This window comes from Janibacter zhangyanbonis (genome assembly GCF_050507325.1).
In the GTDB taxonomy this organism is placed as follows: Bacteria; Actinomycetota; Actinomycetes; order Actinomycetales; family Dermatophilaceae; genus Janibacter.
The window spans coordinates 2556503-2568546 of record NZ_CP191481.1; the positions used below are offsets into that span (position 1 = coordinate 2556503).

13 protein-coding genes and 2 riboswitches are annotated in these 12044 nt (G+C 72.6%); of the genes, 3 read left to right on the forward strand and 10 right to left on the reverse strand.

Features of this window, described 5'->3' with window-relative positions; translation table 11 throughout:
* Positions 1-6 precede the first annotated feature (6 nt).
* Positions 7-85, reverse strand: a riboswitch (ZMP/ZTP riboswitch).
* Positions 86-95: 10 nt separating this feature from the next.
* The 3 genes from purN to ACQBJO_RS12455 form a co-directional block, all read right to left on the reverse strand.
* On the reverse strand, positions 96-698 hold the full coding sequence (purN, locus tag ACQBJO_RS12445; protein ID WP_430407108.1) for a phosphoribosylglycinamide formyltransferase: 603 nt from the start codon (positions 696-698) through the stop codon (positions 96-98).
* 53 nt (positions 699-751) lie between these two features.
* The gene (locus tag ACQBJO_RS12450) at positions 752-994 is read right to left on the reverse strand and encodes a hypothetical protein (protein ID WP_421007554.1); all 243 of its coding nucleotides are present in this window, start codon (positions 992-994) and stop codon (positions 752-754) included.
* A 158-nt stretch (positions 995-1152) separates the two neighbouring features.
* On the reverse strand, positions 1153-2316 hold the full coding sequence (locus ACQBJO_RS12455) for a cell division protein PerM (RefSeq protein ID WP_421007555.1): 1164 nt from the start codon (positions 2314-2316) through the stop codon (positions 1153-1155).
* A gap of 113 nt (positions 2317-2429) precedes the next feature.
* Here ACQBJO_RS12455 and ACQBJO_RS12460 point away from each other — a divergent pair, with 113 nt between their 5' ends.
* Positions 2430-2936, forward strand: a complete 507-nt coding sequence (locus ACQBJO_RS12460; RefSeq protein ID WP_421007556.1) for an RNA polymerase sigma factor — start codon at positions 2430-2432, stop codon at positions 2934-2936.
* The gene (locus tag ACQBJO_RS12465) at positions 2929-3741 is read left to right on the forward strand and encodes a hypothetical protein (RefSeq protein ID WP_421007557.1); all 813 of its coding nucleotides are present in this window, start codon (positions 2929-2931) and stop codon (positions 3739-3741) included. Before ACQBJO_RS12460 ends, ACQBJO_RS12465 begins: the two co-directional genes overlap by 8 nt.
* A gap of 147 nt (positions 3742-3888) precedes the next feature.
* Here the strand turns inward: ACQBJO_RS12465 and ribH are convergent, their stop codons facing one another.
* The 7 genes from ribH to sucC form a co-directional block, all read right to left on the reverse strand.
* The gene (gene ribH, locus ACQBJO_RS12470) at positions 3889-4359 is read right to left on the reverse strand and encodes a 6,7-dimethyl-8-ribityllumazine synthase (protein ID WP_255184132.1); all 471 of its coding nucleotides are present in this window, start codon (positions 4357-4359) and stop codon (positions 3889-3891) included.
* Positions 4356-5603 (reverse strand): bifunctional 3,4-dihydroxy-2-butanone-4-phosphate synthase/GTP cyclohydrolase II, encoded by a 1248-nt coding sequence (locus tag ACQBJO_RS12475; protein ID WP_421007558.1) that lies wholly within the window; start codon positions 5601-5603, stop codon positions 4356-4358. The genes ribH and ACQBJO_RS12475 overlap by 4 nt, the downstream gene beginning before the upstream one ends.
* Positions 5600-6211 carry a riboflavin synthase gene (locus ACQBJO_RS12480; protein WP_421007559.1) on the reverse strand — a complete coding sequence of 204 codons (612 nt, stop codon included), beginning with the start codon at positions 6209-6211 and terminating at the stop codon, positions 5600-5602. Before ACQBJO_RS12480 ends, ACQBJO_RS12475 begins: the two co-directional genes overlap by 4 nt.
* Positions 6211-7302: a bifunctional diaminohydroxyphosphoribosylaminopyrimidine deaminase/5-amino-6-(5-phosphoribosylamino)uracil reductase RibD gene (gene ribD, locus ACQBJO_RS12485; RefSeq protein WP_421007560.1), complete on the reverse strand. Its 1092-nt coding sequence runs from the start codon at positions 7300-7302 to the stop codon at positions 6211-6213. Before ribD ends, ACQBJO_RS12480 begins: the two co-directional genes overlap by 1 nt.
* Before the next feature lie 148 nt (positions 7303-7450).
* Positions 7451-7580: riboswitch (FMN riboswitch) on the reverse strand.
* A gap of 120 nt (positions 7581-7700) precedes the next feature.
* Positions 7701-8534: a lysozyme gene (locus ACQBJO_RS12490; protein WP_421007561.1), complete on the reverse strand. Its 834-nt coding sequence runs from the start codon at positions 8532-8534 to the stop codon at positions 7701-7703.
* Between the two features lie 188 nt (positions 8535-8722).
* A complete protein-coding gene (gene sucD / locus ACQBJO_RS12495) occupies positions 8723-9613 on the reverse strand; it encodes a succinate--CoA ligase subunit alpha (protein WP_255184136.1) in 891 nt (296 codons plus the stop codon).
* An 18-nt stretch (positions 9614-9631) separates the two neighbouring features.
* Positions 9632-10813 carry an ADP-forming succinate--CoA ligase subunit beta gene (gene sucC / locus ACQBJO_RS12500; RefSeq protein WP_255184137.1) on the reverse strand — a complete coding sequence of 394 codons (1182 nt, stop codon included), beginning with the start codon at positions 10811-10813 and terminating at the stop codon, positions 9632-9634.
* A 213-nt stretch (positions 10814-11026) separates the two neighbouring features.
* Between sucC and ACQBJO_RS12505 the strand changes: the two genes are divergently transcribed.
* Positions 11027-11941: an esterase/lipase family protein gene (locus ACQBJO_RS12505; RefSeq protein ID WP_421007562.1), complete on the forward strand. Its 915-nt coding sequence runs from the start codon at positions 11027-11029 to the stop codon at positions 11939-11941.
* Positions 11942-12044 lie beyond the last annotated feature (103 nt).

Here is a 12044-nt window from a genome sequence, read left to right on the forward strand (position 1 = left end):
GTGCGGCGGGTGCACCCAGGCGGGCGATGCACCCCGACTCTCACTCCCCGGTGGTGATCCACCTTCGCCAGTCGTGTGGTCCCGAGTCTAGGGCCTCAGCCGACGTGCACCCGACGGCCCTCGACGCGCCAGCCGCCGGCGGCCATCGCGGTGACGACGTCGACGAGCATCTCCCGCTCGACGACCTTGATCCGCTCGTGGAGGCTCGCCTCGGTGTCGTCGGGAGCGATGGCGACGGTGCGCTGCTCGATGATCGGGCCGGTGTCGACGCCGGCGTCGACGAGGTGGGCGGTCGACCCGGTGACGGTCACGCCGTAGGCCAGGGCGTCACGCACGCCGTGCGCGCCCGGGAAGGCCGGCAGCAGCGCCGGGTGCGTGTTGACGAAGGTCGCGGCGGCGAGCGCCTGCGGGCCGAGGATCTTCATGAACCCGGCGGTGACGACCAGGCCCGGCGCGTGCTCGGCGATGCGGGCGGCGAGCGCCGCGTCCCAGGCGCCTCGGTCGGCGTGGTCGCGCATCGCCTCGACGAAGGTCGCCACCCCGGCGGCGCGCGCCCGCTCGAGGCCGACGCACTCCTGGTCGGCGCCGACGGCGACGACCTGCGCGGGCAGGGTGCCGGCGGTCTGGGCGTCGAGCAGGGCCTGCAGGAGGGTGCCGGAGCCGGAGACGAGGACGACGAGACGAAGGGGGGCGCTCACCCCGCGAGTCTAGGTCGCGTGGGTGAGCGCCCCTTCGTCTGCTCCGGCGAACGTCACCAGGTGGTGTAGGAGGAGTCGTTGATCCGGAAGCCGTGGTCGCCGACCCGGCAGGTCACGCCCGTCGGCCGGCTCTCGCAGCTCGTCATGCTCACGCCGACGCTGTAGTTGTAGGGCAGGATCGCCTCGTCGTTGGCGGTGGCGCCCAGCTCGGGGGTCCACCAGCGGGCCTCCTGGGCCTGCGCGGTCGACTGGAAACCCTGGGGTGTGCGAAGCGGCGGACCACGAACCCTGCACAACCCTAGGGTTTTGCGAAGTTTCGGGCCGCCAACCCTGCAAAACCCTGGGGTTTTGCGAAGTTTCGGACCGCCACCCCTGCCGAACCTTGGGGTGATGCGCGGCGGAGTCGGTCAGCCGTCGACGCGGGCCTGACCCGCCAGCGCGAAGGGGGGTCCGCTCAGCGGCGCAGCTGCCACCAGTCGCGCGCGGCGACGGCCAGGGCGCCGAGGGCGAGCTCGACGAGGAGCGCGAGCAGCAGCGGCAGCGCGGGGGCGCCGATGTCGCTCAGCCGCACCGCGCCGATCGACCCGCCGCCGAGGGCGTCGAGCAGGACGACACCGAGGGCGGCGACGACGACAGCGGCGAGCACGGCGGCGAGCTTGGTCTGGGTGGGCGCCAGGCGCGGCACCTCGGCGAGGGCCCACCGACCGACGAGTCCGCCGACGAGCAGGGGCAACAGCACGAGCAGGTGGGTCACCCACGGCAGGTCGCCCGGCTGCGGTTGGGCGGCGAGCACCGGCACCATCGGCAGCAAGCCGGTCTCCGCCCCCGACCACGTCGTCATCGCCCCGCCCGTCGTCGCGAAGCCGGGCCCCGCAGCGAGGGACAGCGCCCAGATGCCGAGGTTGGGCAGCAGCCCGATCTGGAGGACGACGAGCAGCAGCCCGCCGAAGATCCCGGCGTCGAGCTCGGACTGGATGTGCGCCACCCGGCCGATGTGGATGAGGGTCGCGACGACGACGAGAGCCGCGCCGAGCACGAGGAGGGCCGCCGCCCCCTTCGCCCCGGGAAGCAGGCCACGCCGCAGCGACAGCGGCGCCTGGTCCCAGCGCTCGAGGAGCGGCTCGGGCAGGCCGTGCGCCAGCGCCAGGCCGAGGGCCGGGAGGGCGACGAGGGGCAGCAGCAGGCTGAGCCAGCCGGGGCCGACCGGCGAGAGCAGCCCGAGCAGGGCCGCGAGGAGGCCGACGCCGGCGTAGCCGCCGAGCCAGGCGCCCTGCAGCCGCAGGTCCGGGGCCTCGGGCAGCAGGCGGCGGGCACCGGTGCGGGCCGCGAGGACGAGCAGCAGCGGGCCGAGCAGCGGCGTGAGCGCGAGGACGCCCTCACCGATGTGCAGGCGGGCACCGCCGAGGACGAGCCACAGGAGGCTGCCGGCCCCGAGCACCTCTCCCACGCCGGCGGAGGCCCGCGGGACGGCCAGGCCCGCGAGGAGGACGAGCACGACGGTGACGCACCAGCCGGCGAGCGCGGTCGCCGCGCCGCCGCCCAGAGCCCGCACGTCGGGGCGTCGGGCGGTAGCGTCTTCCCCGGTCGTGGCCGACCGGATCATCTCGATCACCGTCACGCCCCCATCGTCACCGACGACGAGGGGCCGGTGGTGGAGGCAAGCCGGGGGTCACGAAAAGATTTCGGGATCGGGGGCAACCGAGTGCCCCCTTGACGCGTCTGGAGGGGTGAATGAAGGGAGGCAACGCCTCGGCGGAGGCCGAGTTCGACGACTTCTACCGCTCCACGGCACAGCGTGTGGTCCACCTCGTCTATGCATCGACGGGTGACCTCGAGCTGGCGCGGGACTCCACCCAGGAGGCCTTCGCCAGGGCGTGGCAGCGGTGGGACCAGGTCCGCGCCACGGACGAGCCGGGCGCCTGGGTTCGAACCGTGGCCAGACGCATCGCGATCTCTGCATGGCGCAAGGACACCAACCGGTCGAAGGCGATGGAACGCCACGGCGAGACCCCGGCACCAGCCGGTCCCACGGAGGACCGGGTGGCGGTGATCGCTGCCCTGCGGACCCTCGGCCCCGACGTGCGCGAGACGCTCGCGCTCCACTACCTCACCGACATGTCGGTCGAGGAGATCTCCCGACAGACCGGCACCCCGCCGGGCACCATCAAGGCGCGCCTGCACCGCGGGCGCGCGCAGCTCGCCAAGATCCTCGCCGACAAGGAGGCCCACGATGACTGATCGTCACGACCCCACGTGGGACCCCGAGGACGACGAGCTCGTGCGGGCTGCCCTCATGTCGCTCATGGACGACGTGCGCTCCGAGCCGCTGCCGGAGCCGGCCTTCGTCCGCGCCCGCGCCGAGGGCCGTGACGGCGAGCGCCTCACCGGCGGCACCGTCGTGCCGCTGTCCTCGCGTCGTCGCCGCGTCCTCGGCGCGATCGCCGGTGTCGCAGCCGCCGCGGTCGTCGCCACCTCCGTCGCCCTCGTCGTCCGCGACCAGCAGGGCACGGGCACGGCTCCCGCCGGGACGACCACCGTGACCAGCCAGGAGCCGATCCGGATGCTCGGCTCGCGCGACTGGTCCGGCGCGCTCGGGCTCGACGTGACGAGCACCGAGGGAAGCACCGACCCGCAGGGTCAGTGCTTCGAGACGCCCACGACCGGCAGCTGGGACCGCAGCACCGCGACCCTCGCCGCGGGCACCGTCGTCGCCGGCCAGTGGATCGGCACGGCCGACGGCGCCGCGGCGCCGACCGAGGCCGTCGACGAGGCCGTCACCCGGTGCGAGGGCACCTACCACGTCACCCAGACGATCACCCGGCCGAAGTCCGAGGACGTGCGCTACCGCTTCTGGCACCTCTCCGACGACGCCGGCGCGACCTACTGGTGGATCGAGGCCACACGGGGCAGCTCGCTCACCTACATGTCGGTCGCCGAGGTCGAGGGCATGACCTACACGGTCGACGAGATGGAGCGGGTGGCCGACACCGCGCTCGGCCGGGCCGAGGTCGCGACCGACTCGCCGGCCACGTCGACGCCCTGATCGTGCAGACAGCGCCGACCCGGGAGCAGGGGGGATCGACCGGGTCGGCGCTGCGAGTGACAGGTTAGGGCCGCCGCGCGAGCGGCGGTAGCCCCCGGCCCTCACGGTGCGGGTGTGGTGTGCGTCACCCACCCGCACCGGGGTGTCTCACCCGCGCAGGCCGCGCAGGATCCGGGCCGTCGAGACGGCCGCCTCCGCGGCCTCGCGTCCCTTGTCCTCGCGCGAGCCGGGCAGGCCCGCGCGGTCGAGCGCCTGGGCGTCGTCGTCGCAGGTCAGCAGGCCGAATCCCACGGGCGTGCCCGAGTCGATCGCGACCCGGGAGAGCCCGTCGGTCGCGGCGGCGCACACGTAGTCGAAGTGCGGGGTCCCGCCACGGATGACGACGCCGAGGGCGATGACCGCGTCGTGCGTGCGGGCCAGCTCGGCGGCGACGACCGGCAGCTCGAAGCTCCCCGGCACGCGCACGAGCGTCGGCTCGATGCCCGCCTCCGCGAGGGCGCCCTGCGCCCCGGCGACCAGGCCGTCCATCACCTGCGTGTGCCAGCTCGACGCGACCACCGCGACGCTCAGGTCGGCGGCGTCGCCGAGGTCGATCCGTGGTGCTCCGTGCCCGCTCATCGGGTGCTCCCTTCGTCGTGGGTCTCCGGCAGCCACGGGAGGTCGTGACCCATCCGGTCGCGCTTGGTGCGCAGGTAGTGGAGGTTGTCGCTCGTGATGCTCGGCGGCAACGGCTCGCGGCCGGCGACCTCGACGCCCAGGCCGGTGAGGGCCTCGACCTTCGCCGGGTTGTTGCTCAGCAGCCGCACCCGGGTCAGGCCGAGGTCGCGCAGCACCTGGGCGGCGTGGGTGTAGTCGCGGGCGTCGACCGGCAGGCCGAGCTCGGAGTTGGCGTCGACGGTGTCGGCGCCGGCGTCCTGGGCGGCGTAGGCGCGCAGCTTGTCGACGAGCCCGATGCCGCGACCCTCGTGGCCGCGGACGTAGACGATGACGCCGGCCCCGGCCCGCACGACGGCCGACTGGGCCGCCTCGAGTTGCGGGCCGCAGTCGCAGCGCTTGGAGCCGAAGACGTCTCCGGTGAGGCACTCGCTGTGCACCCGCACGAGGGGGGTGCCCTCGCTGATGTCGCCGTGGACGAGCGCGATGTGCTCGCTGCCGTCGACACCGCTGCGGTAGCCGTGGGCGGTGAACTCGCCGTGCACCGTCGGCAGCCGCGTCGAGACGACCCGCTCGACGAGCGCCTCGGTGCGTCGGCGCAGGTCGACGAGGTCGGCGATGCTCACGAGCGGCCAGCCGCGCTCGTCGGCGAGCCGGCGCAGCTGCGGCAGCCGCGACATCGAGCCGTCCTCCTCGACGACCTCGCAGATGACGCCGGCGGGGCGTCGGCCGGCGAGCCGGCAGAGGTCGACGGCCGCCTCGGTGTGCCCGCGCCGCACGAGCACTCCCCCGTCACGCGCCCGCAGGGGGAAGACATGGCCCGGGCGGGCGAGGTCGTGCCGGCCGGTGCCCGGGTCGGCCAGCAGCCGCGCCGTGCGGGCACGGTCGGCGGCGCTGATGCCGGTCGTCACGCCCTCGCGGGCGTCGACGGAGATCGTGTAGGCGGTGCCCTTGGCGTCCTCGTTGATCGCCGTCATCGGCGGCAGCGCGAGACGGTCGAGGTCCTCACCGGTCATGGCGACGCAGATGACGCCGCTGCCCAGGCGCACGGTCGCGCCCATGACCTCGTCGGTCGCCGCGTCGGCGGCGAAGATGATGTCACCCTCATTTTCCCGGTCGGCGTCGTCGACGACGAGGACCGGCTGGCCGGCGGCGATCGCCTCGATCGCCGTCTCGATCGGGTCGAGCAGGGTCTCGTCGTGGCTCATGACTGCTCCTTGGTCCCCAGCGCGAGCGTGCGCTGGACGTACTTGCCGAGGATGTCCACCTCGACGTTGACCCGGTCGCCGACGCCCTTGCGACCCAGGGTCGTCAGCTCCATCGTCGTCGGGATCAGCGCGACCTCGACGTGGTCGTCGCCGACGGTGCTGAGGGTCAGGCTCACCCCGTCGAGGCAGATCGAGCCCTTCTCGACGACGAAGGGAGCCAGCTCGGGTGCGAGCGAGAGCCGCACCTCCTCCCAGCGGTCGCCGGGGCGGCGCTCGAGGATCGTCGCGGTGCCGTCGACGTGGCCCTGCACGAGGTGCCCGTCGAGGCGGGCACCGAGGACCATCGCCCGCTCGAGGTTGACCGCGTCGCCGACGGCGAGGTCGCCGAGGACGGTGCGGCGCAGGCTCTCGGCCATGACGTCGAAGGTGACGACTCCCCCCTTCGCCTCGCGGTCGGTGACGGTGAGGCAGGCGCCGTTGACGGCGATCGACGCGCCGTGGGCGGGGTCGGCCGTCGTGACCGCGCCCCGGACGGTGATGCGGCTGGAGTCGGAGCCCGGCTCGATGGCGACCACCTCCCCGAGCTCCTCGATGATCCCGGTGAACATCAGCGCTCCCTCCTCACGGTGGCGGTGACGGCGACGTCGTCGCCGAGGCGGGCGACGTCGGTGGTGGTGAGGCGCAGCGCCTCGGTCATGGTGGTGATCCCCGCGTCGGCGAGGACCGGCGAGCCGGCCCCGAGCAGCGCGGGGGCGATGTGGGCGACGACCTCGTCGACGAGGTCGGCCGCGACGGCCGAGGCCGCGAGGTGGGCGCCGCCCTCGAGGAGCACGGAGTGCACCCCGCGGGCGTGCAGCGCGGCCAGCAGGACCGCGAGGTCGAGGCCCCGCTCCCCCGCCGGCACGGCGAGGACGTCGACGCCGGCGTCGGTGAGCCGGGCGGCGTCGGTCCCTTCGGCGACGACGACGAGCGTCGGGGCGACGTCGTCGAGGACCCGGGCGGTCAGCGGCACCTCGGCGCGCGGGTCGAGCACGACGCGCAGCGGCTGGGTGACGTCGTCGAGGTCACGCACGGCCAGGTGCGGGTCGTCGGCGCGCAGCGTCCCAGCGCCGACGAGCACGGCGTCGCGCTCGGCGCGCAGCCGGTGGACCGCCTCGCGGGCGGTCGGGCCGGTGATCCACCGGCTCGTGCCGTCGGCAGCGGCGGTGCGGCCGTCGAGGGTCGAGGCGAGCTTCCACGTGACCCACGGCCGGCCCGTGGTCACAGCGTGCAGCCAGGCGCGGTTGCCGTGCTCGGCGGCCTCGCGCCCGACGCCTTCGACGACGTCGATGCCCTTGCGGCGCAACAGGTCTGCTCCCCCACCGGCCGTCTCGGTCGGGTCGGGCACAGCGACGACGACCCGGGTGATGCCGGCCTCGAGCAGCGCGGTCGTGCACGGGCCGGTGCGGCCGGTGTGGCGGCACGGCTCGAGGGTGACGACGGCGGTGCCGCCGCGGGCCGCCTCCCCGGCGTCGGCGAGCGCGACGACCTCGGCGTGCGGGCCTCCGGCGCGGTCGTGCCAGCCCTCGCCCACGACGATGCCGGCTGAGTCGAGCACGACGCACCCGACGACGGGGTTGGGGGCGGTGCGGCCGAGGCCGCGCGCGGCGAGCTCGACGGCACGGGCCATCGCCTGCTCGGTGGTCACCTGCTGCTGCATCTGCCTCTCCGTGGTCCGACGCGGACCACGGAGACGAAGGGAGGCACGCCGATGGCGTGACGACGGCGAGGGCGCACCGGGGTCGCCGGTGACGACCGCAGCCGAGGGACCACCCGGGGAGGGTGACCGCACGGCACGGCCCACGCCGTCGCGTGCTGCCTCCCATCCGGACTTTCACCGTCGGTGCTGGAGTTCCACCAGCTCAACCCGGCCTCGAGAGGACGGGCTCGCGGACTGTCACCGCCGGCTCGGAATTACACCGACCCCGGAGCACGCGTACGACTGACGTCTGTACGAGCCCGAGCCTACCTCCGCCCCACTGCACCGGCACCGTGTGTCTCACCACGCGACGAGGCCCGCACCGCCGGCTGGCGGTGCGGGCCTCGTGGAGGGTTGCGTCAGTTCTTCGCGAAGTAGCGCAGCCGGTCGAGCGATCCGTTCCAGACGTTCTGGTCGATCGGGCTGTCGCTGTACTGCCAGAAGGAGTAGGTGCCCCAGCCCGACGGCAGGGTCCCGGCGCTGCTGGAGTAGCGGGCGATCCACAGCGGCGACTTCGTCGCGAAGGTCGTGTCATGGCCGACGCACTGGTTCCACCAGTAGGTGTTGGTGTAGATCACCGGGTAGCGGCCGGTGCGCGCCTTGTACTGGTTGAGGAAGGAGTTGATCCACGTCTTCATGCTCGCCTGGGTCAGCCCGAAGCAGGTGCTGCCGTAGGGGTTCCACTCGACGTCGAGCGCACCGGGCAGGGTCTTGCCGTCGGCCGACCAGCCGCCGCCGTGGTCGACGAAGTAGTTGGCCTGGGTGGCTCCGGAGGACTTGTTGGGCAGCGCGAAGTGGTAGCTGCCGCGGATCATCCCGACGTTGTAGGAGCCGTTGTACTGCTGGGCGAAGGAGGGGCTGGTGTAGCCGGTGCCCTCGGTCGCCTTGACGTAGGCGAAGCGCTTGCCGAGGTTCCACTGGGCGGTCCAGTCGACGTTGCCCTGCCAGTTGGACACGTCGATGCCCTTGACGCCCGAGGGCGCGGTGACGGCGGTCGTCTCGCTCGTGGCCTTCGACGGGCCGGTCGCCTTCTCCTTCCAGCCCATCTGCGCCTGCCCGGGCTCGGTGATGCCGGCCGCGCGGGCCTCGGGGGTCGGGCGGTCCTGGGTGGGTGCGGCCGAGGCGGTGGCTGCGGACGCGGCGAGGGCGGTGGCGGCGAGCACTGCCGCGGCCACGGTGGTCGTGCGGGGCATGGGGACTCCTGGCGTCGGGGGCGGCCGGCGGGAGATCCGGCCCGCCGGGACGCTAGGCGACGCAGGTGTCCGGCAGCCCACGATCTCCCCCCGGTCCGGTCAGGCCTTCGTCAGGATCTGCCGGGACATGACGAAGGGGAGGGAAGACCTCGCGGTCTCCCCTCCCCTTCGTCGTGGGGTCGGGCTGGTTACTTGCCCAGGCCCTGCATGATCTCGCGCATGAGGTCGGCCGTCTCGGACGGCGTCTTGCCGACCTTGACGCCGGCGGCCTCGAGGGCCTCCTTCTTGGCGGCAGCGGTGCCCGAGGAGCCGGAGACGATGGCGCCGGCGTGGCCCATGGTCTTGCCCTCCGGGGCGGTGAAGCCCGCGACGTAGCCGACGACCGGCTTGGTGACGTGCTCCTTGATGTAGGCCGCGGCCCGCTCCTCGGCGTCGCCACCGATCTCGCCGATCATGACGATCGCGTCGGTCTCGGGGTCGGCCTCGAAGGCCTCGAGGCAGTCGATGTGCGTCGTGCCGATGACCGGGTCGCCACCGATGCCCACGCCCGTGGAGAAGCCGAACTCACGCAGCTCGTACATCATCTGGTAGGTCAGCGTGCCCGACTTGGAGACCAGGCCGATGCGACCGGCGCCGGCGATGTCCGCCGGGATGATGCCGGCATTGGACTTGCCGGGGCTGATCAGGCCGGGGCAGTTGGGGCCGATGAGGCGCGTGGCCTTGCCGACGGAGTAGTTGTAGAACTCCGCGGAGTCCTTGACAGCGATGCCCTCGGTGATGATGACGGCGAGGCCGATCTCGGCGTCGATGGCCTCGACGACGGCGGACTTGGCGAAGGCCGGCGGCACGAAGATGACCGACACGTCGGCGCCGGTCTCCTTGATCGCGTCGGCGACGGAGCCGAAGACGGGGACGGACTGGCCACCCGGGAAGTCGACGCTCTGGCCGGCCTTCTTGGGGTTGACGCCACCCACGACGTTGGTGCCCGAGGCGAGCATGCGCGTCGTGTGCTTCATGCCCTCCGAGCCGGTCATGCCCTGGACGATGACCTTGGAGTCAGCGGTGAGGAAGATTGCCATGTCTGTTTCAGTCGTCCTTTACTTCGCGGCCAGCTCGGCGGCCTTGCGGGCGGCGCCGTCCATGGTGGCCTCGACGGTCACGAGGGGGTGGTTGAACTCGGCGAGGATGCGGCGGCCCTCGTCGACGTTGTTGCCGTCAAGACGCACGACGAGCGGCTTGGTCGCCGAGTCGCCGAGGGTCTTGAGGGCGCCGACGATGCCGTCAGCGACCGCGTCGCACGCGGTGATGCCACCGAAGACGTTGACGAAGACGGACTTGACCTGCTCGTCGCCGAGGATGACGTCGAGGCCGTTGGCCATGACCTCGGCCGAGGCGCCGCCACCGATGTCGAGGAAGTTGGCCGGCTTGGCCTTGCCCCCGGTGAAGTCCTCACCGGCGTAGGCGACGACGTCGAGGGTGCTCATGACGAGCCCGGCGCCGTTGCCGATGATGCCGACGTTGCCGTCGAGCTTGACGTAGTTGAGGCCCTTCTCCTTGGCCTTCGCCTCGAGCGGGTCGGCCGCGGCCTTGTCCTCGAGCTCGGCGTGGGCCGGCTGACGGAAGTCGGCGTTGCCGTCGAGGGTGACCTTGCCGTCGAGGGCGACGATGTCGCCCTGCTCGGTCTTGACGAGGGGGTTGACCTCGACGAGGGTCGCGTCCTCGTCGCGGTAGACGACCCACAGCTTCTTGAGGACGTCGGCGATCTTGGCCTGGTCGGCCTCGTCGAAGCCGGCGGCCTGGACGATCTCGGTGGCCTTGGCGTCGTCGATGCCGACGTTGGGGTCGACCGCGATGCGGGCGAGGGCCTCGGGGCGCTCGACGGCGAGCTGCTCGATCTCCATGCCGCCCTCCTTGGAGCACATGGCGAGGTACGTGCGGTTGGCACGGTCGAGCAGGATCGAGAAGTAGTACTCCTCGGCGATCTGGGCGCCCTGGGCGATCATGACCTTGTGGACCGTGTGGCCCTTGATGTCCATGCCCAGGATGGCCTCGGCGTGCGCCTCGGCCTCGTCCACGGTCTTGGCGACCTTGACGCCGCCGGCCTTGCCGCGGCCACCGGTCTTGACCTGGGCCTTGACGACGGTGACACCGCCGCTCTTGGTGCCGATGGTCTCGGCGGCTGCTCGAGCCTCCTGGGGGGTGGTGGCGACGGCGCCGGCAAGAACCGGGACGCCGTGCTTCTCGAACACGTCGCGTGCTTGGTACTCGAAGAGATCCACGAGGGTGATTCCGTCCTCTGCTGTGGTAACGGGGTGCGGGACGAGACTAGCCCCCGGACGAAGGGGGAGCACGCCCGGTCCGCGCACGGCCGGGGTCACGACCCCGCGCGGCTCCCCCCTTCGCCCTGCCGGAGGAAGTGGTTGAGCCTTTGATCACGGACTCGTCACGACGTCTCGCACGGGACACGTGACCGGGGTTACTGTGAAGTCACCATGGCTTCGCAGCAGCCGTACGACGGCACCACGCAGCACGGCAGCTCGGCACCGGCGCCGACGGGCCGGGGCTTCGGCGTGGTCGACCAGGTCCGCTGCCTCGCGACCCGGCAGGCGATGGTCTTCGCCGCCGTCGAGCTCGTCTGGGCGACGACGCACTTCTCGCTCTACCCCCTCGGCACCCGCGCCCCGCGGCGAGGCGGCCTGCGCCACGGGTATCGCATCGAGCACCTCAACCCCGTGCAGCGCGGCATGCTCGTGGCAGGCCTCGCCGAGAGCGGGACCCCGATCCTTCTGCTGCACGGCTTCGCCGACAACCACTCGATCTTCACCGTGCTGCGCCGCGGCCTGCTGCGTCGAGGCTTCAGCCGGGTCTTCGCCATGAACTACTCCGTGCGCACCAAGGACGTGCGCACCGCGGCCGCCCAGCTGGCCGAGGAGGTCGAGGCGATCGTCGAGGAGACCGGCTACGAGCGGATCCACATCGTCGCGCACAGCCTCGGCGGCGTCGTGGCCCGCTACTACGTGACCCGCCTCGGCGGCGACGAGCGGGTGCACACGCTGGCGACGCTCGGCGCCCCGCACACGGGCACCCTCGCCGCCTACCTGCTGCCCACCTCGCTCACCCGGCAGCTGCGCCCGGGCAGCGGCCTGATGCAGGAGCTCAACCGCCCCGCCCCCGACTGCCGCACCAGGGTCATCGCCTTCTGGTCCGACACCGACGAGGTGATCGTGCCGGCGGTCAACGCATCGCTCCACCAAGAGGGCGTCGACGTGACCAACGTGCGGCTGCGCGGCATCGGTCACCTGTCGCTGCCGATCCTGCCCACGGTGGTGCACAAGATCGCGACGAGCCTCGTGCAGATCGACAGCGAGGGCAACCAGACCGCCTCGGTCACCGACCTTTCCGCATGACGGCCCCCACCGGCCCGCCACGGTGCGGGCGACGCGAGGCTGCGCGCCGTCGGCGTGTGACCGGAGGCACCCCCGGTTATGCATAACGAAACGGTCACGCTAG

What these genes read in the sequence shown, in the direction of transcription:
- ACQBJO_RS12480 (WP_421007559.1), bottom strand. Translation starts at nt 6,211, where the DNA reads ATGTTCACCGGGATCATCGAGGAGCTCGGGGAGGTGGTCGCCATCGAG.
- ribH (WP_255184132.1), bottom strand. Translation starts at nt 4,359, where the DNA reads ATGAGCGGGCACGGAGCACCACGGATCGACCTCGGCGACGCCGCCGAC.
- ACQBJO_RS12465 (WP_421007557.1), top strand. Translation starts at nt 2,929, where the DNA reads ATGACTGATCGTCACGACCCCACGTGGGACCCCGAGGACGACGAGCTC.
- ACQBJO_RS12490 (WP_421007561.1), bottom strand. Translation starts at nt 8,534, where the DNA reads ATGCCCCGCACGACCACCGTGGCCGCGGCAGTGCTCGCCGCCACCGCC.
- ACQBJO_RS12460 (WP_421007556.1), top strand. Translation starts at nt 2,430, where the DNA reads ATGAAGGGAGGCAACGCCTCGGCGGAGGCCGAGTTCGACGACTTCTAC.
- ribD (WP_421007560.1), bottom strand. Translation starts at nt 7,302, where the DNA reads ATGCAGCAGCAGGTGACCACCGAGCAGGCGATGGCCCGTGCCGTCGAG.
- ACQBJO_RS12475 (WP_421007558.1), bottom strand. Translation starts at nt 5,603, where the DNA reads ATGAGCCACGACGAGACCCTGCTCGACCCGATCGAGACGGCGATCGAG.
- ACQBJO_RS12505 (WP_421007562.1), top strand. Translation starts at nt 11,027, where the DNA reads ATGGCTTCGCAGCAGCCGTACGACGGCACCACGCAGCACGGCAGCTCG.
- sucD (WP_255184136.1), bottom strand. Translation starts at nt 9,613, where the DNA reads ATGGCAATCTTCCTCACCGCTGACTCCAAGGTCATCGTCCAGGGCATG.